The 20,346-nt window shown below is 38.6% G+C and carries 16 protein-coding genes, 4 tRNA genes and 1 pseudogene; 3 read left to right on the top strand and 18 right to left on the bottom strand.

All coding sequences use genetic code 11. From position 1 onward, the window contains the following. Positions 1-151: 151 nt before the first annotated feature. The 6 genes and pseudogenes from QOX35_RS00005 to QOX35_RS00030 form a co-directional block, all read right to left on the bottom strand. Positions 152-397, bottom strand: a pseudogene (locus tag QOX35_RS00005) (ORF6N domain-containing protein); the annotation flags it as partial. A 1-nt stretch (position 398) separates the two neighbouring features. Next, positions 399-815 carry a virulence RhuM family protein gene (locus QOX35_RS00010; protein ID WP_006801079.1) on the bottom strand — a complete coding sequence of 139 codons (417 nt, stop codon included), beginning with the start codon at positions 813-815 and terminating at the stop codon, positions 399-401. Positions 816-850: 35 nt separating this feature from the next. Continuing rightward, positions 851-2,089 (bottom strand): site-specific integrase, encoded by a 1,239-nt coding sequence (locus QOX35_RS00015; RefSeq protein ID WP_006801078.1) that lies wholly within the window; start codon positions 2,087-2,089, stop codon positions 851-853. A 271-nt stretch (positions 2,090-2,360) separates the two neighbouring features. After that, a tRNA-Ser gene (locus QOX35_RS00020) sits at positions 2,361-2,447 on the bottom strand. A 77-nt stretch (positions 2,448-2,524) separates the two neighbouring features. Further along, positions 2,525-3,532 carry an aspartate-semialdehyde dehydrogenase gene (locus QOX35_RS00025; RefSeq protein WP_283685299.1) on the bottom strand — a complete coding sequence of 336 codons (1,008 nt, stop codon included), beginning with the start codon at positions 3,530-3,532 and terminating at the stop codon, positions 2,525-2,527. A gap of 125 nt (positions 3,533-3,657) precedes the next feature. Beyond that, positions 3,658-5,082, bottom strand: coding sequence for a tetratricopeptide repeat protein (locus QOX35_RS00030; RefSeq protein WP_283685300.1), 1,425 nt, complete (start codon positions 5,080-5,082; stop codon positions 3,658-3,660). 159 nt (positions 5,083-5,241) lie between these two features. Here QOX35_RS00030 and QOX35_RS00035 point away from each other — a divergent pair, with 159 nt between their 5' ends. The 3 genes from QOX35_RS00035 to QOX35_RS00045 all read left to right on the top strand — a co-directional run bounded on the left by QOX35_RS00035 (position 5,242) and on the right by QOX35_RS00045 (position 7,158). Next, on the top strand, positions 5,242-5,904 hold the full coding sequence (locus tag QOX35_RS00035; RefSeq protein WP_283685301.1) for a rhomboid family intramembrane serine protease: 663 nt from the start codon (positions 5,242-5,244) through the stop codon (positions 5,902-5,904). A 204-nt stretch (positions 5,905-6,108) separates the two neighbouring features. Continuing rightward, a complete protein-coding gene (locus tag QOX35_RS00040; RefSeq protein ID WP_135105798.1) occupies positions 6,109-6,438 on the top strand; it encodes a hypothetical protein in 330 nt (109 codons plus the stop codon). Positions 6,439-6,483: 45 nt separating this feature from the next. Next, positions 6,484-7,158 carry a YiaD family glycine zipper/OmpA-like lipoprotein gene (locus tag QOX35_RS00045; protein WP_135105778.1) on the top strand — a complete coding sequence of 225 codons (675 nt, stop codon included), beginning with the start codon at positions 6,484-6,486 and terminating at the stop codon, positions 7,156-7,158. 101 nt (positions 7,159-7,259) lie between these two features. Here QOX35_RS00045 and rpoC read toward each other — a convergent pair whose 3' ends face one another. From rpoC to QOX35_RS00105, 12 genes are all read right to left on the bottom strand, one after another. Beyond that, positions 7,260-11,543 (bottom strand): DNA-directed RNA polymerase subunit beta', encoded by a 4,284-nt coding sequence (gene rpoC / locus QOX35_RS00050; protein WP_135105776.1) that lies wholly within the window; start codon positions 11,541-11,543, stop codon positions 7,260-7,262. Positions 11,544-11,663: 120 nt separating this feature from the next. Further along, a complete protein-coding gene (gene rpoB, locus QOX35_RS00055) occupies positions 11,664-15,476 on the bottom strand; it encodes a DNA-directed RNA polymerase subunit beta (RefSeq protein ID WP_135105774.1) in 3,813 nt (1,270 codons plus the stop codon). A 101-nt stretch (positions 15,477-15,577) separates the two neighbouring features. After that, the gene (gene rplL / locus QOX35_RS00060; RefSeq protein ID WP_006841947.1) at positions 15,578-15,955 is read right to left on the bottom strand and encodes a 50S ribosomal protein L7/L12; all 378 of its coding nucleotides are present in this window, start codon (positions 15,953-15,955) and stop codon (positions 15,578-15,580) included. Between the two features lie 42 nt (positions 15,956-15,997). Further along, positions 15,998-16,510 carry a 50S ribosomal protein L10 gene (gene rplJ / locus QOX35_RS00065; protein WP_283685302.1) on the bottom strand — a complete coding sequence of 171 codons (513 nt, stop codon included), beginning with the start codon at positions 16,508-16,510 and terminating at the stop codon, positions 15,998-16,000. A 20-nt stretch (positions 16,511-16,530) separates the two neighbouring features. Continuing rightward, positions 16,531-17,226 (bottom strand): 50S ribosomal protein L1, encoded by a 696-nt coding sequence (rplA, locus tag QOX35_RS00070; RefSeq protein WP_006841945.1) that lies wholly within the window; start codon positions 17,224-17,226, stop codon positions 16,531-16,533. A gap of 17 nt (positions 17,227-17,243) precedes the next feature. Continuing rightward, positions 17,244-17,687: a 50S ribosomal protein L11 gene (rplK, locus tag QOX35_RS00075; protein ID WP_135105770.1), complete on the bottom strand. Its 444-nt coding sequence runs from the start codon at positions 17,685-17,687 to the stop codon at positions 17,244-17,246. A gap of 64 nt (positions 17,688-17,751) precedes the next feature. Then, positions 17,752-18,297: a transcription termination/antitermination protein NusG gene (nusG, locus tag QOX35_RS00080; protein WP_006841943.1), complete on the bottom strand. Its 546-nt coding sequence runs from the start codon at positions 18,295-18,297 to the stop codon at positions 17,752-17,754. A 21-nt stretch (positions 18,298-18,318) separates the two neighbouring features. Further along, positions 18,319-18,510 (bottom strand): preprotein translocase subunit SecE, encoded by a 192-nt coding sequence (secE, locus tag QOX35_RS00085; protein WP_135105768.1) that lies wholly within the window; start codon positions 18,508-18,510, stop codon positions 18,319-18,321. A gap of 19 nt (positions 18,511-18,529) precedes the next feature. Next, positions 18,530-18,601: transfer RNA gene (locus QOX35_RS00090), tRNA-Trp, on the bottom strand. 50 nt (positions 18,602-18,651) lie between these two features. Continuing rightward, complete coding sequence (gene tuf / locus QOX35_RS00095; RefSeq protein ID WP_135105766.1) at positions 18,652-19,839, bottom strand: elongation factor Tu; 1,188 nt, start codon at positions 19,837-19,839, stop codon at positions 18,652-18,654. 68 nt (positions 19,840-19,907) lie between these two features. Beyond that, positions 19,908-19,979: transfer RNA gene (locus QOX35_RS00100), tRNA-Thr, on the bottom strand. A gap of 155 nt (positions 19,980-20,134) precedes the next feature. Further along, a tRNA-Thr gene (locus tag QOX35_RS00105) sits at positions 20,135-20,208 on the bottom strand. Between the last annotated feature and the right edge of the window lie 138 nt (positions 20,209-20,346).

Below are 20,346 nucleotides of genomic sequence, written 5' to 3' on the forward strand. Positions count from 1 at the left end.
TTCTTTATTCCGGGCAATATTACCCAGACAAAAGAACAGAAGATTATGTAAACTATCTCACAAAATAAGGATTGATTATCAATAAATTAAAAGCAATTATTTACATAATCTTTTTGTTTACATAAACGGAATTATGTAAAGGTTGACATAATTCTGTAAAAGCATAAGGTAGCTTTCTTGTTCCTCCCCAACTTGATGTTCCATTTTGGAATATCAAGTCAAATTCTTTATTATTCAATTGGAACATAAAATCTTCGGGAAAACGATCAAGATTCCGTTTTACAGCCTTATTCAAGTTGCTAGTTGTTACTTCATATAGTTCAGCTAAATCCTTATCAAGGATAACTTTATATCCCCTTATTTCATATATTCGATTCTGTATTACTTCTAATTCCATATTAATTCAATGTTTTAAGTGAATGTTGTTTTGTACTTGTATTGAATATCACAATAACTTCATGGCTTTTCTGTTTTTGACGATATTCCTGAAAAGCATTCAAGACCCATTTTCGAAAACAGTTGGTATAAAGTGATTGAATATGAAAACTCAAAAATATAATTGTTTCAAGGTTGTAATATGTACGAATATACTCTCCGCCATCTTTCGTATATCTATATTCTTTCGTAACATCACTTTCTCTCAATAAATTATACTTGAAAATATTTTTGAGATGTTTACTTATTGTTGGGGAATATACCCCAAACAAATTAGCAATCTCGTTTACTGTCATCCAAACTGTACCATCAACGATTTTCACTTCAATGGTCGGTTTGTTGGTATCTATATCTGTGAATTTTATATATCCTGTTTCCATATGATTATTTTTGATGGTTTTATATTCCTCTATATTTATTTAGCTTTTGATAATTGAATATTATTGGCTTTCAATTTGGTCGAAAGTGTGTTCATTTCGTTACTTATCAGGTTTTCGGTAACTCGCGCATAAATTTGAGTTGTACGAATATTCGTGTGCCCTAGCATTTTAGACACAGCTTCAATAGAAACACCTTTAGCTAAAGTGGTTGTACTCGCAAATGTGTGACGTGCTAGGTGGAAGCTTAATCGTTTCTCAATCCCGCACACAGTACCGATTTCTTTCAAGTATGAATTCATCTTTTGATTGCTTAATGTCGGTAATACTTTGTCATCTTGCTTACCTCTATATTTCTCAATTATTGCTAAAGGGACATCAAGTAATGGAACAGTCACGATGGTATCTGTTTTTGCTCGTTTAGTCATAATCCATGGCTTTCCATCTACCCCTATTTTTATATTGTCATAGGTAAGTTTATAAGTATCCACGTAAGCCAAACCAGTCCAACAGGCAAACACAAAAATATCTCGCACTTTTTCAAGCCGTTCTATATCAAATTCCTTATTTTTAATAATCTCTAGTTCTTGGTCAGTCAAATATCCTCTATCAACTTTCTTAAAATGGATTTTATAGTTTGCAAAAGGATTGTGTTGCATCCATCCATTATTCTGAGCGATGAGAATCACTCGTTTAAAGAATTGAATGAACTTTGCTGTTGTATTAGGACTACAGCTTGCTTGTGTTCTCAGATAGACTTCAAAATCGCAGATAAATTGATACTTTATCTCTTTTACATTGATATCAGAAATATTATACTTGAATTTCATAAACTCAGATATCCTTGTATAAGTCACTTTATATTTTTGCAAGGTTGCTTTTGCCTTAGTGATATTTACCAAAGCTTCTATATCTTTTATAAGGTCTCTAAACAAAACGAGCAGCATTGTGTTATCAGTTGATATACCCAGATAAGAATTCTTCAATTTTTCAGCAGTCACATAATTGTCTTTCTCGAATATCTCCCGATACATATTGTGTAAGATAGTACGACAAGCATCAAGGGTTTGATTCACCTCTATAGCTTCTCTCGATTTACTCCTGGCTTTGTGATTCTCCATATCCCAAAGCTCGGCTCTGATGTCTTTGTGGATATTAAAACTTACAGCCTCACCCGCAATAGTTATCCTGCAAAAGATAGGGGTGAACGAATCCTTCCTCATTTTGTCCTTTCTTAGGTAGAAAGTGATAGCAAACGTGCTTTTTGATGTTCTCATAATTCCTCTTTTTAAAGCGTTAAAATTAATTTTAATCTGTTGTTTTTGAGGAAAATAAGCACTGCCAATATTGGACTACAAACTACCAATTTGCGACACGTCAAGGGTGAACGAATAAAATTGCAGGGGTGAACACTTTGGCAACAGATTGTTGTCTCAAAGTGGCTTTTTTATGTCTTTCGGAGGAAAGGTGAAAACATAAAAAAATCCTACAATACGTTGATATTGTAGGATTTATCCAAGCTTTGTCGCTTTTTGTCTTTTCTTAAAGCGGAAGCGGGGGGATTCGAACCCCCGGTACAGTTACCCGTACGTCAGTTTAGCAAACTGGTGGTTTCAGCCACTCACCCACACTTCCTGAAACCACAATCGGCTTTTCGCTAATTGCGATGCAAATATAGTTGTTTGTTTTGATTATACAAACAGTTTCCTGACTTAAATAGCATTTTCTTTAATCAAATACTCTGCTATCTGAACAGCATTTAATGCTGCACCTTTCTTGATCTGATCGGCTACTACCCAGAATGTCAAACCATTCTTATTCGCTATATCTTGGCGTATACGTCCAACATATACAGGGTCTTGTCCTGCAACAAACAATGGCATCGGATATTCTTTTTGTGCGGGATTGTCTTGCAACACAATTCCTTCAGCTTTCGAGAATGCCTCACGGGCTTCTTCCGGCGACACAGGTCTCTCAGTCTCTACCCAGATAGCCTCAGAATGAGAACGAAGTACAGGAACACGGATACAGGTTGCACTCACTTCTATATCAGAGTGCATAATCTTACGCGTTTCGTTGTACATCTTCAACTCTTCTTTTGTATATCCATTATCTGTAAACACGTCAATGTGAGGAATTACGTTATACGCAAGCTGGTAAGCAAACTTCTCTACAGCCACATCATTGTTGAATGCAATTTGCTTAAATTGATTGATCAACTCTTCCATAGCCGCTGCTCCTGCTCCTGATGCTGCCTGATAAGTTGCTACATGCGCCCTTTTGATATGAGATATCTTTTCTATCACATTCATTGCCACTACCATCTGTATAGTTGAGCAGTTTGGATTTGCGATTATCCCTTTAGGACGAACTTTTCCATCCTCGCCATTTACTTCAGGTACAACAAGAGGTACATCCTTATCCATACGGAAAGCACTTGAGTTGTCTATCATGATTGCGCCATACTTAGTAATGGTTTCAGCATATTCGATAGAAACACTTCCTCCTGCCGATGTAAAAGCAATATCTATATCTTTAAAATCGTCATTGTGCTTCAGCTCCTTCACCGTATACTGTTTATCACGAAACGTATAGACATTGCCTGCGCTTCTGGCAGAACCGAATAATACTAATTCCTTTATCGGGAAATTTCGTTCGTCAAGAACTCTTAAAAACTCCTGACCTACAGCACCACTTGTGCCAACAATAGCGATTCTCATTTTTTTATTGGTATAGAGTAAATTATTTAATATAAAACAGGTTGCAAATATAACGATTTACTATCAATTATGTATTGTTTGTGGTTTTTTGTTACTCTAAGTAAACTTCAAATTAAACAAAAGAACTATCGGGCTTGTATCTCTTGATTTCTTGCCTGTATTTCCATTTGAGGTATACTCACTTGCAATTGTTCGACTTCCTTTTCAAGACTATAGATATCAGAAGACATTCTCCGCTTTTCATCCTGAGATGCAGTATTATAATCTGCACGCAGTTTTTCCAACTTTTCGGATAGTCCTTTTAGTTCCGATTTCATCTCTACTACCTTCGAATATGTACTCTGAGCTGTTCTATTTTTGAAATCCGACATTTTATAATACGTCTTGTTATCATTAATAACGAATTCAAAATCATGAGTCACCTCTACTTTCACAACAGCTTCTTGGCGAGCCAACGCAATCAGATTTTTGTAATTATTATTTTTTTGCCATGTACTCTTTATCGAAGATATTTTAGCTCTGCCTGCCAGATAGCTTTCATCCTCGCTTTGGATGGTTTTAACGACTTTATTCGGAACAAATGTATATATGCAAACTTTCCCTTTAGGCATATATCTATCGGAGGCAAACCAGCCAATACCCTTTTCTTCGTCCACAGCCATCATATAGTCATTAGACAACGAATTGAATGGCATATTCAGCCGTTCAGGAGCGAGATAGGTGTCTGTATTCATATTGTAGCGAGAGACAAACAAATCATACCCTCCGAGTGTGTCTTCATCTTTTGCTGCAAAATAAATTGTCACTCCATCTGCCATTACGTACGGATAGTTTATATCACCGGAAAGACCAAAATTGTTTGCTGAAAGTTTCTTTTCATTACCAAAATCATCGAACAACTTTTCTTTAGAGTAAAGGCAGAACACATTATCTTTATCGGGCTTGGCATAATACATTTTAGTCCCTTTTTCATTCGTATATACCGTTGCATCTATATGCTTTGCTGATGCGAAAATTTTGTCAAAGGGTTCTAGTTTTCCTGAGCTGAGGCTGAGCTTATAGGCTGAAAGAAATTTCGCCTTATCTACAATTATACTATCTATTATCTGTATATCTTCTGTGTTGGACACCATACGCCGAAGACGTGACATCACTTTTCTTTTTTCGTCTAATTTTGCTCTCGATGCTTCATCTTTCTTTTTAAGACCGGCTTCGTATTTGTTGAAAGATTCTTCCGATTGTGTAAATTTATATTCTTGCCCATATAATTGCCCCAGATACAAGAAAGATTCTTGTATTCTTTTCTTAGAAGCAACAATGAGGCATTCTTCCGCTTTTTTAAGATCTCCTCCCGTTTCCAGAAGACAAACCCCATACCATTGATTTAGATTAGCATCTTCCGGCTTAGCTTTATATTCTTCCTCTAAAATGGGTAAAGCCTTTGCATATTCTCCTTGAAGATATAATTCTTTTGCTTCAGAAAGAGTTTGTGAAAATGCCACAGGAACACAAGCAAACGTAATAAATAGCCAGATAAATATAGATTTCATGCCGTTCTATTCTAATTAATTATAGGTTTCAAATTTACATGAAAATATTCAAACTATCAATCTGTAAGGGAGGAATGACTTCGTCGAAAGAAATATAGCACAAAATTTTCAAGGCTTATACTCTTTTTTATACCTTTGCCTTTACGAAAAATGAAAATTATGGATTTTAGTTTACAGTCTGTTTTACCTATTTTGATTATTGCTCTCACAGTTATAACTAGCATAAAGGGCTTTGGTGACATGGCCTTTTTTGAACGCTACAAGTTTAATGTAGGGGCTATTTTGGGCAACTCGAAACAATGGGACAGGCTGCTAACATCTGCTACACTCCATGGAGACTATATGCATCTATTGTTTAATATGATGACATTGTACTTCTTCTCCGATATTATTACCTACTCTTTCGGAGTATGGATATATCTGGCTATTTACTTTTTGTCTATTATTGGCGGAGGATTACTCTCTCTTTTCATCCACAGAAAAGAATACTACTACAGTTCCATCGGTGCTTCAGGAGGGGTGGTAGGTATACTTTTTGCTGCTATTGCTGTGTATCCCACAATGCCTCTTCGCTTTTTCTTTATTCCGATAGATATCCCGGGATGGATTTTCGGGCTTGGGTATCTGGCTTTTTCCATCTATGGTATGCTGAAAAAGGTTGGAAATATAGGACACGATGCGCACATGGGCGGTGCTATTGTAGGTATTGTTGTGGCTGTTATTTACACTCCTGCAAAACTACTTAGTATGAATGCGGTCTATTTGGGTATAATGGTTTTACCGCTGATCGTTTTAGCCTATCTTATTTGGAAAAAAAAATAAAATAACTACTTTTGATCAAACATTGAATCCTAATAAATAGTAAGAAATATTAAACCTTCTTTCACATAACAAGTCTCAATAAAAACCAAACTTAGAATAACAGAAGAATAAATAAACTACGAAAAGAATAAACCAGCCATATTTGAACATCAAAGTAACTTTGTTGTTATAAATCTAAATAATATAATCCTAAAATATAAGATGATGAGCAGTGATAAAGATCTGATACAGTATGACGAAGATGATGCTGTAAAGTATATACAGAACTATCTTCCGCAAGAAATGAAAGGAAAATACTCGAGTGACGAAATCAACTATATTATTGATATCGTTTACGAATTCTATGAAGAAAAAGGCTACATGGACGAAGATGCCGATGAGAACGTAATTGTAGACATCGATGAAGATGAAATTGTATCTTATGTATTGAAGAATACGAAAAAAGACAAAATAAATAACTTCTCAGCCGAAGATATCGCATTCATTATACAGGGCGAGATTGCATATTGTGAATCACTAGGGATATTCGAATAAAACGAAGATAATCACACAAATTTTAATTATTAAAAGAATAAATTTATGAAACATTTTTCATTCGTAGCAGCTATTGTTTTGAGCTGCGCATTACTATTATCTAGCTGTGGAGCCAGCAATACTGTAAAAGGTGGAGGTATCGGTGCAGGTGCAGGTGGTGCATTGGGCGCAGGTATTGGTGCTATTATAGGCGGCGGTAAAGGTGCTGCATGGGGTGCAGGTATAGGCGCTGTAGTTGGTGGTTCGGCCGGTGCTATCATTGGCAACAAAATGGACAAACAAAAGAAAGAATTGGAGCAGATCAACGGAGCTCAGGTGGAATCTATCAACGATGGACAAGCTATCAAAGTTACGTTTGAATCAGGAATTCTATTTGCAACAAATTCAAGTACATTAAGTTCTGCTTCACAAAGCGCACTAAGCAACTTTGCTGCTTCATTAAATAATAATCCTGATACTGATGTTCAAATATACGGACACACAGATAATACAGGTTCTGACGCTATAAACAATCCTTTGTCTGAAAAACGTGCACAAGCTGTTTATAATTTCCTTCAAACGAAAGGAGTTTCAGGAAAACGTATGGTATCTCAAGGATTTGGATCTACACAACCTGTTGCTGACAACAGTTCTGTTGCAGGTAGAGCTCAAAACCGTCGTGTAGAAGTTTACATCCTTCCTAACGAAAAGATGCTAAAAGACGCTCAACAAGGTAAATAATCTTACACATAGAGTTTAGCTCGGTAAGCTTAACAAAAAATGAAAGGGGAGAGAAACATTATGTTTCTCTCCCCTTTCTAACTATATAAAAGAATAATTAATTATTCTACGGCATCAAAATCTACTACAGTCTTTCTGGTTGCAGCAATCCTGTCAAAATCTTCCTTTGTACCAACAACTAATTTTTCAAATTCACGTTGTCCTGTACCGGCAGGTAATAAGTGACCACAGATCACATTCTCCTTCAATCCTTCCAGTCTGTCTACCTTAGCATTTATAGCAGCGTCGTTCAGTACTTTTGTTGTTTCCTGGAACGAAGCGGCAGACATAAAGCTTTGAGTCTGGAGAGCAGCACGGGTAATACCTTGAAGTATCTGGTTAGCTGTTGCAGGAACTGCGTCACGCACTTCTACCGGACGAAGGTCTCTACGTTTCAGCATAGAGTTTTCGTCTCTCAGCTTACGTGCAGTAACAATCTGTCCCGGTTCGAATGTTGAAGAATCTCCGGCGTCAACAATAACTTTCTTACCCCAGATTCTATCATTCTCTTCCATTACTTCATATTTGTCGATAACCTGCTGTTCTAGGAAACGAGTATCTCCCGGATCGATAACCTCTACCTTGCGCATCATCTGACGAACAATCACCTCAAAGTGCTTGTCGTTGATCTTCACACCCTGTAGACGGTATACGTCCTGTACTTCGTTTACAATATATTCCTGAACGGCTGTAGGTCCCATAATAGCCAATATATCAGAAGGAGTTGTAGCTCCGTCAGACAGTGGCATACCGGCTCTCACAAAGTCATTTTCTTGAACAAGAATTTGTTTGGATAGAGGCACCAGATATTTCTTAACTTCATCAAGTTTAGAAGTTACTATAATTTCTCTATTACCACGTTTGATCTTACCGAATGAAACCTCACCATCGATTTCCGACACTACTGCAGGATTAGATGGGTTACGTGCTTCGAACAACTCAGTTACACGAGGAAGACCTCCGGTGATATCACCAGCCTTACCTACTGCACGAGGAATCTTAACAAGTACATCTCCGGCTTTGATCGCATCATTATCATCTTTCACAAGGTGAGCACCTAATGGTAAACTATAAGTTTTGATAGTTCTACCCTGCTCATCCAAGACATGAGCTTCAGGAGCTTTAGTCTTATCGCGAGATTCGATAATGATCTTTTCTTTCAGACCGGTTTGTTCATCCGATTCAACTTTAAACGTAACACCTTCTATTACATTCTCAAATTTGATACGTCCTGTAGCTTCAGATATAATAACGGCATTAAATGGATCCCAATCACAGATTAGATCATCTTTTTTCACCTTAGCCCCATCCTTAAAGTACAATTTAGAACCATAAGGGATATTATGAGTAAGGAGTACGATTTTAGTGTTAGGATCAACCAGACGAAGCTCTACCAATCGGCTAACTACAATCTGAGTTTTCTTGCCTGATTCATCAAGAATATCTACTGTACGGAGATCATCTATTTCTAATATACCATCGTATTTAGCAACAACGCTACTTTCGGTAGCAATATTAGATGCGATACCCCCAACGTGGAATGTACGTAGTGTCAACTGTGTTCCCGGCTCACCGATAGACTGTGCAGCAATAACACCTACAGCCTCACCACGCTGAACCATACGGCCTGTTGCAAGGTTACGTCCATAGCATTTACCACAAACACCCTTCTTAGATTCGCAAGTAAGAACCGAACGGATCTCTACGCTCTCGATAGGAGAATTTTGTATAATAGTAGCTGCATCTTCTTTGATTTCCTCTCCCGACTTAACAATGATTTCTCCTGTCATCGGATGTTGGATATCATGAACAGATACACGCCCTAAGATACGTTCATATAAAGAAGCAACAACTTCTTCATTGTTTTTAAGCTCTGAACAAACAAGACCACGCAATGTACCACAGTCTTCTTCGTTAATGATCACATCTTGTGATACGTCAACAAGACGACGAGTCAAATATCCGGCATCGGCAGTCTTCAAAGCCGTATCGGCAAGACCCTTACGCGCACCGTGGGTAGAGATAAAGTACTCTAACACCGACAATCCTTCTTTAAAGTTCGACAAGATCGGATTCTCAATAATCTGAGCTCCTTCTGCCCCACTCTTTTGAGGTTTCGCCATCAATCCACGCATACCTGACAACTGACGAATCTGTTCTTTCGATCCACGGGCTCCTGAATCCAACATCATATATACGGCGTTGAATCCTTGATCGTCTTCCGAAAGCTGTTTCATCAAGATGTTAGACAATCTTGAGTTGACGTGTGTCCATATATCAATAATCTGGTTGTAACGTTCGTTGTAGGTAATGAATCCCATGTTATAGTTATTCAATATCTGCTCTACTTCGTCATAACCTTGTTGTACTAATGTATCTTTTTCTTCAGGAATGATTACATCTTCGAGGTTGAACGACAAACCTCCACGGAATGCCATTGTATAACCTAAATCTTTAATGTCGTCAAGGAACTGTGCTGTTTTTGCAACCCCACAGGCTTTGATTACATTACCGATAATATCACGTAATGATTTCTTAGAAAGCACTTCATTGATGAATCCTACTTCTACAGGAGTCTTCTCATTAACAAGAACACGTCCTACAGTGGTTTCACGCATCAATTTCTTTATTTCACCATTTTCGTCAAGGTCATTCACATATACTTTTATCAAAGCATGTATATCAACCTTACCTTCATTGTATGCAATAATAGCTTCCTCAGGTCCATAGAATATAAGACCTTCGCCAAGAGCACCCTTACGGATTTTTGTGATATAATATAGTCCAAGAACCATGTCCTGAGAAGGTACGGTAATAGGAGCTCCATTTGCAGGGTTCAGAATGTTATGAGATGCAAGCATCAACATCTGTGCCTCAAGGATAGCTTCATTACCTAATGGTAAGTGAACAGCCATCTGGTCACCGTCGAAGTCGGCATTGAAAGCCGTACATGCTAACGGGTGCAACTGGATCGCTTTACCACCAATCATCTTAGGCTGGAATGCCTGGATCCCAAGACGGTGAAGAGTAGGGGCACGGTTGAGCATGACCGGATGTCCTTTCATCACATGTTCCAAGATATCCCATACCACAGGTTCTTTACGATCTACGATCTTCTTAGCCGATTTTACTGTCTTTACGATACCACGCTCGATCAGCTTACGTATAATAAATGGTTTGTACAGCTCAGCTGCCATATCCTGAGGAATACCACATTCGTGCATCTTCAATTCGGGCCCAACGACAATTACCGAACGAGCTGAATAGTCGACACGCTTACCCAACAAGTTTTGACGGAAACGACCTTGTTTACCTTTCAAACTGTCGGATAGTGATTTCAATGGACGATTGGCATCAGTCTTAACTGCACTTGATTTACGTGAGTTGTCGAACAATGAATCGACAGCTTCCTGAAGCATACGTTTTTCGTTACGTAAAATAACTTCGGGAGCTTTGATATCAATAAGTCTTTTCAGACGATTGTTACGTATAATCACACGACGATACAAGTCATTCAGGTCGGATGTAGCAAAACGACCTCCATCTAATGGAACCAACGGACGAAGCTCTGGCGGAATTACCGGAACAATTTTTACAATCATCCACTCCGGTTTATTCTTACCTTTCGATCCACGGAACGCTTCAACAACCTGAAGTTGTTTCAATGCCTCGTTCTTACGTTGTTGAGATGTATCTGTGCTTGCCTTATGGCGCAGAGTATTAGCTAATGAATCGAGGTTGATACGAGACAAAAGGTCGTAAACAGCCTCAGCCCCCATTTTAGCAATAAACTTGTTCGGATCGGTATCGTCCAACAGTTGATTTTCTTTTGGAAGCTTATCCAGAATATTCAAATATTCTTCTTCTGTAAGAAGGTCTTTATCTGCTATTCCTTCTTCTACTGCCGCACCGGACTGAATCACAACATAACGTTCGTAGTAGATGATAGAATCCAGTTTCTTGGTAGGTATACCTAAAAGATAACCCATTTTGTTTGGCAGCGAACGGAAATACCAGATATGAGCCACAGGAACAACAAGGTGGATATGTCCTGTACGTTCGCGACGAACTTTCTTCTCTGTAACTTCAACACCGCATCGGTCACAAACGATACCCTTATAACGGATTCTTTTGTATTTACCGCAATGACATTCGTAATCCTTTACAGGTCCGAATATACGTTCGCAGAAAAGCCCGTCACGTTCAGGTTTGTAAGTACGATAGTTGATTGTTTCAGGTTTCAAAACTTCACCGCTTGATGCTTCCAGAATTTCTTCAGGAGATGCAAGGCTCACAGTTATTTTTGAAAAGCTACTCTTTACTTTATTTTCTTTTCTAAAAGCCATATACTTTTTTCTTTTAAAAGCTGTAGCTATTAGCCATTAGCCGATAGCTGTTTGTTAGAGTATTTAGAATCCGTCGGCTATCAGCTTAGTTAAAGCCGAAAGTCAACGGATAATATGATATTAATCGAGAGAGACACTCAATCCCAAACCACGCATTTCGTGAAGAAGTACGTTTAATGATTCAGGAATACCCGGCTGCGGCATAGGTTCACCTTTTACAATCGCTTCATAAGCTTTTGAACGCCCTATAACGTCATCCGATTTGATTGTCAGAATTTCTCTAAGAATGTGAGCTGCACCGAATGCTTCCAGTGCCCAAACCTCCATTTCTCCGAAACGCTGACCCCCAAATTGAGCCTTACCTCCAAGAGGCTGTTGGGTAATAAGTGAGTATGGTCCGATAGAACGGGCATGCATCTTATCTTCAACCATGTGACCGAGTTTAAGCATATAAATTATACCTACGGTAGCATGTTGGTCGAATTGAATACCTGTTCCTCCATCAATAAGACGGACTTTACCATAACGTGGTACTCCAGCTTTATCTGTCCATTCGTTCAAATCGTCAAGGCTAGCACCATCAAAAATTGGTGTAGCAAACTTAACTCCCAGCTCTTTACCGGCCCAACCCAATACAGTTTCGAAGATCTGACCAAGGTTCATACGTGAAGGCACCCCTAACGGGTTCAGCACGATATCAACCGGAGTTCCATCCGGCAAGAACGGCATATCTTCCTGACGAACGATACGCGACACGATACCTTTGTTACCGTGACGACCTGCCATCTTATCTCCAACCTGTATCTTACGTTTCTTAGCCACATAAACTTTAGCTATCTGAACTATTCCCGAAGGTAGTTCATCACCTATAGTGAGGTCGAAACGCTTACGTTTAAGCTCAGCATCAAGCTCTTTATATTTATGTAGGTAGTTTACGATAACATCTCTGATAAGCGCATTTTTGTGTTCATCCGATGTCCAGTTACTTACCTGTATTGATTCGTAATCGATACCATCCAAAGCACTCTTCGTAAACTTAGAGCCTTTACCGATAATATCAACATTCAAATAATCTTTAACACCCTGTGATGGTTTACCTTCGGTCAATACCAATAGCTTATCTACTAATATTCCTTTCAGTTTTGCCATCTTTTCTTCGTACTCTTCATCTAGTTTAGGTAGCAAAGCTTTACTCGAAAGTTTAGTCTTACCCTTTTTAGATGCTTTAGAGAACAAGTTTGTTGATACAACAACACCTTTCAATGAAGGAGATGCTTTCAAAGATGCATCTTTCACATCACCGGCTTTGTCTCCAAAGATTGCACGAAGCAGCTTTTCTTCAGGAGAAGGATCAGATTCACCCTTCGGTGTAATCTTACCGATCAGGATATCTCCCGGACTAACACGAGCTCCTACACGGATAATACCTCTCTCATCCAAGTCTTTAGTAGCATCTTCACTTACGTTCGGAATATCGGATGTCAATTCTTCAACACCACGTTTTGTATCACGAACCTCAAGTGCAAACTCTTCTACATGGACAGATGTAAAGATATCTTCGCGAACAACACGTTCGTTCAATACGATCGCATCCTCAAAGTTGTATCCTTTCCAAGGCATGAAGGCAACCTTCAGATTCTTACCGATAGCCAATTCACCTTTTTCAGTTGAATAACCTTCTGTTAGTATCTGATTCAACACAACTCTGTCGCCTTTTCTACAGATAGGACGAAGGTCGATTGTTGTATTTTGGTTTGTCTTACGGAACTTAGGAATAGAATATGTTTTGATCGCATCGTCAAAAGCCACAAAGTCTTCGTCTGCTGTACGATCGTATTTAATTTTAATCGTATCGGCATCTACAAAGACAACTTCACCTGCACCTTCTGCAACAATCTGAGTACGAGAGTCACGAATAAGCTGACCTTCGATACCGGTTCCTACGATAGGAGATTCGGTACGCATCAAAGGAACAGCCTGACGCATCATGTTCGATCCCATCAGCGCACGGTTGGCATCATCATGCTCCAAGAATGGAATCAACGATGCTGCAATAGAAGCGATCTGAGTTGGAGATACGTCCATCAACTCTACTTCTGATGGCTCAATAACAGGATAATCTGCATCTTGACGAGCTTTTACACGCATATTGATAAATGATCCGTCATCATTCAACGGAGCATTACCTTGAGCGATAAGCCTGTCTTCTTCCTCTTCGGCTGCAAGATATACAATACCTTCAGACGATAAGTCGACTTTGCTATCTGCTACTTTACGGTATGGTGTTTCGATAAAACCAAGGTCGTTGATCTTTGCATAAACACAAAGAGAAGATATCAAACCAATGTTTGGACCCTCAGGTGTTTCGATCGGACAAAGACGACCATAGTGTGTATAGTGAACGTCACGCACCTCAAAACCGGCTCTTTCGCGAGAAAGACCACCTGGTCCAAGGGCAGACATACGACGCTTGTGAGTAATTTCAGCCAATGGATTGGTTTGATCCATGAACTGAGACAACGCATTTGTACCGAAGAATGTATTTACGACAGAAGAAATTGTTTTAGCATTGATCAAATCAATCGGCGTAAACACTTCATTATCGCGAACGTTCATTCTTTCACGGATGATACGTGCCATACGGTTAAGACCAACTCCAAACTGATTGAAAAGCTGTTCTCCTACAGTACGTACACGACGGTTGCTCAAGTGGTCGATATCGTCAACGATGGCTTTTGAGTTGATCAACTCGATAAGATATTTGATGATCTCAATAATATCTTCCTTCGTTAAAACACGAATATCTGTACTAGTAGAAAGTCCCAATTTCTTATTCAGCCTGTAACGTCCTACTTCTCCCAAATCGTAACGTTTTTCAGAAAAGAAAAGGTTATTAATAACCTCACGAGCACTTGCATCATCAGCAGGCTCTGCGCTACGCAATTGTCTGTAGATATGACGAACGGCGTCTATTTCCGAGTTACTTGGGTCTTTTTGTAATGTATTGTATATAATTGCAAAGTCAGAAATATTCTGAGACTCTTTGTGCAATAATATAGAAGATACACCCGAATCGAGTATCAAATCCAGATGATCTTTTTCTAGAATAGTTTCACGCTCAAGAATAACTTCGTTACGTTCGATAGATGTTACCTCACCGGTATCCTCATCTACAAAGTCTTCCATCCAGGTTCTAAGAATTCTGGCAGCAAGTTTACGGCCTGCTATCTTTTTTATATTTTGTTTATTAACTTTTACCTCTTCTGCCAAATCGAATATTTCGAGGATATTTCTATCACTCTCAAAACCGATAGCACGAAGGAGCGTAGTTACAGGTAATTTCTTTTTACGGTCAATATATGCATACATGACATTATTGATGTCTGTAGCAAATTCAATCCATGAACCTTTGAAAGGAATGATACGTGCCGAATACAATTTCGTACCATTAGCATGCATTGTTTGTCCGAAAAATACGCCCGGCGAACGGTGCAACTGCGAAACAACAACACGCTCGGCACCATTGATCACGAATGTACCTTTTTCGGTCATGTATGGTATCAACCCCAAATAAACATCCTGAATAACCGTGTCAAAGTCTTCATGATCGGGGTCGGTACAATAAAGTTTAAGTTTTGCTTTTAGAGGAACACTATACGTCAATCCTCTGTCGATACACTCTTCGATTGTGTAACGCGGCGGATCGATAAAGTAGTCCAAAAATTCTAATACAAAATTGTTTCGTGTATCAGCTATAGGAAAGTTTTCTGCAAAAACTTTGTATAGACCTTCTTTCTTCCTCTTTTCGGGAGGAGTATCAAGTTGTAAAAAGTCGCGGAATGACTTTAGCTGCACTTCAAGAAAATCCGGATAAGGTAGCGGATTTTTGATTGAAGCGAAATTGACTCTTTGATTTGTATTTATTGAAGACATGGAATATCCAGTTTTGATGAACTTATTATTTTTGACGTAAAAAGGTTAAGAACCTTCACAACGAAGGTTCCTAACCAAAGTATCCTTTGACAGGACTGTTTTTACTTAAGTTCAACTTCAGCTCCTGATTCTTCTAATTGTTTTTTCAATGCTTCTGCTTCATCTTTAGTTACTCCTTTTTTAAGTTCACCAGGAGCAGCATCAACTAGATCTTTAGCTTCTTTCAAACCAAGTCCTGTTAGTTCTTTAACAGCTTTAACAACTTGCAATTTGTTTGCACCTGCTGATTTCAAGATTACATCGAAAGATGTTTTTTCTTCTACAGCTTCTGCAGCCGGACCTGCAGCCGGACCTGCAACTGCAACAGCAGCAGCGGCTGGTTCAATACCATATTCAGTTTTTAGAATTTCAGCTAGTTCGCTAACTTCTTTCACTGTCAAATTTACTAGTTGTTCTGCAATAGCTTTGATATCTGCCATTTTTGTATAAATTAAAATTGTTATTATTCTTTTTTAAATGAATTATCGTTTCGATAATGTTTCTAATACACCATGAATGGTATTACCACCCGATTGAAGGGCTGAGATAACATTCTTGGCTGGAGATTGAAGCAACATGATAACATCGCCGATAAGTTCGTTCTTGCTCTTGATGTTTTCTAATGCGCTCAAATTTTCCGCACCTATGTAGAAGCTTTCTTGTACATAAGCAGCCTTAAGCGAAGGAATTCCTTCTTTCTTGTACTTAGCGATCAGTTTAGCCGGTGCATTAGCTGAATTGGAAAACATCACTGCAGTGTTTCCTTTCAAAACTGAGTGTAGTTCCGAATAGTCACCTTCAAGTGTATCCAATGCTTTCTGCAACAGGGTATTCTTTACGACCATTAATTTAATTTCTTGCTTTGCGCACTCTCTTCTCAATTCGCTGGTTTTAGTCGAATTAAGAGTAGCGATATCAGCAAGATAGAAATTGTCGTAACCTTTGATTGTTGCCGCTATAGTTTCTATGATAGTACCTTTATCTTCCTTTCTCATAATGTTTCAGTCAATTTTGATTAATTTTCTACTGATTTAGGGTCAATTTTTACACCCGGACTCATAGTACTTGAAAGACAAACACTTTTCACATAAGTTCCTTTAGCTGCAGTAGGTTTCAGTTTGATAAGCGTAGAAATAAATTCTCTTGCATTATCTCTGATCTGATCTGAAGTAAAAGATACTTTACCTATAGAAGCATGAACGATACCTGCTTTATCAACTTTAAAGTCGATTTTACCTGATTTTACTTCAGTTACAGCTTTAGCAACGTCCACAGTCACAGTTCCGCTCTTAGGGTTAGGCATTAGACCACGAGGTCCAAGTACACGCCCCAAAGCTCCAACTTTACCCATGATAGCAGGCTGAGTGATGATAACATCAATATCAGTCCAACCACCTTTTATCTTTTCGATATATTCATCCAAACCTACATAGTCTGCACCAGCTTCTTTAGCTGCAGCTTCTGCATCCGGAGAACATAATACCAAAACTCTTACTTGTTTTCCTGTTCCATGAGGAAGAGATACTACACCTCTCACCATCTGGTTAGCTTTACGTGGGTCTACACCTAAGCGTACATCCAAATCGACAGATGAGTCGAATTTTGTAGTTGTTATCTCTTTTACAAGAGCTGATGCTTCAGTCAGTGTATATAATTTCCCTGCTTCAATTTTGCTGAAAGCTAACTTCTGATTTTTTGTAAGTTTACCCATTATCAATTGAAGTTTAATTATTTAACATCAGGGAAAGCCCCTTTTACAGTAATACCCATACTTCTTGCTGTACCAGCAACCATCTTCATGGCAGATTCTACAGTAAAACAGTTCAGGTCAACCATTTTATCTTCAGCGATAGCTTGTACTTGATCCCAAGTAATTTCTGCTACCTTCTTACGATTTGGTTCTGCTGATCCACTCTTTGTTTTAGCGGCTTCAAGTAACTGAATTGCCACAGGTGGTTGTTTTACAATAAAATCAAAAGACTTATCAACATAGTAAGTAATTACCACTGGTAATATTTTACCTGCCTTGTCTTGAGTTCTGGCATTAAATTGCTTACAGAAATCCATGATATTGATACCTTTAGAACCTAAAGCAGGCCCTACCGGAGGAGATGGATTTGCTGCACCGCCTTTAATCTGTAACTTTAATTGTCCAGCAATTTCTTTAGCCATTTTTGTTTTTAATTTTTAGTTTTGTTAAAACTTAAATAGAACATCCAGAGTGCGTAACCAGTCCTTATTGCTCTTTTTCAACTTGCATGTAATTCAATTCGAGAGGAGTTTTCCTTCCAAATATTTTTACCATCACCTTGAGTTTCTTTTTCTCAGCGTTCACCTCTTCAATAATACCAGAAAAACCAGAGAAAGGACCATTTGTTACTTTCACGTTTTCTCCAACAAAATATTGAATATCCAAGCCTACTTCCTGCTCATCCAGTTCGTCCATTGTACCTAATATCCGATTTACTTCAGATTGGCTCAGCGGTTGTGGATTAGTAGTATTCGGTAAAAAACCTGCAACGAAATTAATGTTACGAAGTTCATGGATCACTTCACCTACGAGTGCGGCCTCAATCAATATGTAGCCGGGAAGATAAGCTCTTTCTTTGAGAACCTTCTTTCCGTTACGCATAATATAAGTTTTCTCTGTAGGAATAAGAACTTGAGAAATATACTTCCCTAAGTCAGTTTTCTTTATCTCTGATTCAAGATATTCTTTGACTTTATTTTCTTTTCCACTAACAGCACGCAGAACGTACCATTTCTTTTCGATTTCAGTCATAGTTTTTTGACAAGATAAAGATTACAACAGACCATAAAGCAACTTAACCGCTCTATCAAACACCGAATCAACACCCCACACAACCAATGCCATAATAATGGAAGCGATCATGACAATAACTGCACTGCTGGTCAATTCCGGACGAGAGGGCCAAGAAACCTTATATACAAGTTCGTTATAAGAATCTTTAAAATAGTTAATTATTTTTTTCATCACTCCTGTTTGAGTTTAGCACGGGCGGAGAGATTCGAACTCCCGACATTTGGTTTTGGAGACCAACGCTCTACCACTGAACTACGCCCGTATATTAAAGTCGGTTATATTACAAACCGACTTTAGGTTTTATAGAAATTATTAAGATAAAATTTCTGTAATCTGACCAGCACCTACTGTACGTCCACCTTCACGGATAGCGAAACGAAGACCTACGTTACAAGCAACTGGGTAAATCAATTCTACTGTGATTGTTACGTTATCACCAGGCATTACCATGTCTGTTCCTTCAGGAAGAGTGATTTCACCTGTAACGTCCAATGTACGTAGATAGAACTGAGGACGATATTTGTTGTGGAATGGAGTGTGACGTCCACCTTCTTCTTTTTTCAAGATATAAACCTCAGCTTTGATTCTTGTGTGAGGAGTGATTTTACCTGGGTGGGTAATAACCATACCACGTTTGATTTCTTCTTTATCGATACCACGAAGTAGAAGACCTACGTTGTCACCAGCTTGTCCGTCGTCAAGAATCTTACGGAACATTTCTACTCCTGTTACAACTGATTTTTTAGCTTCAGCTCCAAGACCGATAATTTGAACTTCTTCACCAGTTTTGATCTTACCAGTTTCGATACGACCTGTTGCTACAGTACCACGACCTGTGATAGAGAACACGTCTTCAACCGGCATCAAGAATGGTTTATCAACATCACGTGGAGGAAGTGGAATCCAAGTATCAACAGCATTCATAAGCTCCATTACTTGGCTAACCCAAGGTTCAACACCGTTCAAAGCACCAAGTGCAGATCCACGGATAACTGGAGTATTATCTCCGTCGAATTCGTAGAATGAAAGAAGTTCTCTCATTTCAAGTTCTACTAATTCTAGCATTTCTTCGTCATCAACGATATCACATTTGTTCATGAAAACAACCAATCTTGGTACGTTTACCTGACGTGCAAGAAGGATGTGCTCACGAGTTTGAGGCATAGGACCATCAGTAGCAGCTACAACGATGATAGCACCGTCCATCTGAGCAGCACCAGTAACCATGTTCTTTACGTAGTCGGCGTGTCCTGGACAGTCAACGTGAGCATAGTGACGGTTAGCTGTTTCGTATTCTACGTGAGAAGTATTGATTGTAATACCACGTTCTTTTTCTTCAGGAGCGTTATCGATAGAGTCGAATGAGCGTGCTTGAGAAAGACCTTTGTCAGCCAATACTTTAGTGATAGCAGCAGTCAAAGTAGTTTTACCGTGGTCAACGTGACCGATTGTACCGATATTTACGTGCGGTTTCGCCCGGTTAAAATGTTCTTTTGCCATAATTAATCTTCTATTATTTAGTTAAATGTATATATTTAATTCAATTTTGAATCTTGTATCCCCGTTAGAGCCCATGACGGGATTTGAACCCGTGACCTCTTCCTTACCAAGGAAGTGCTCTACCACTGAGCTACATTGGCTTAAATCTCAAAATCTTGCTTCAAATTAAACAATTCTCCGTACTTAAAAACAAGAGATATTATTATTAAAGCAAAAGTAATGGAAATTAAAGTGAAGAAATATCCAAATCTATTGATTCATAGCTTTTTCAAAACTTCTTTTTCCTTATAGCTTGAGCCTCTTGTCGGATTCGAACCAACGACCCCGAGATTACAAATCACGTGCTCTGGCCAACTGAGCTAAAGAGGCTAAAAGTCTAATAATTATCGCCATCTCGCTTTTTACACAGCGAAACGGCGACAAAATTAGATATTTTTTTTTAGAATCGCAACACTTTATAGATTTATTTTCCCTTGTGTTTTCTTTTGATTGTCTATTTAGCTTCAA

Source organism: Dysgonomonas sp. Marseille-Q5470 (assembly GCF_951230145.1).
Classification (GTDB): Bacteria; Bacteroidota; Bacteroidia; order Bacteroidales; family Dysgonomonadaceae; genus Dysgonomonas.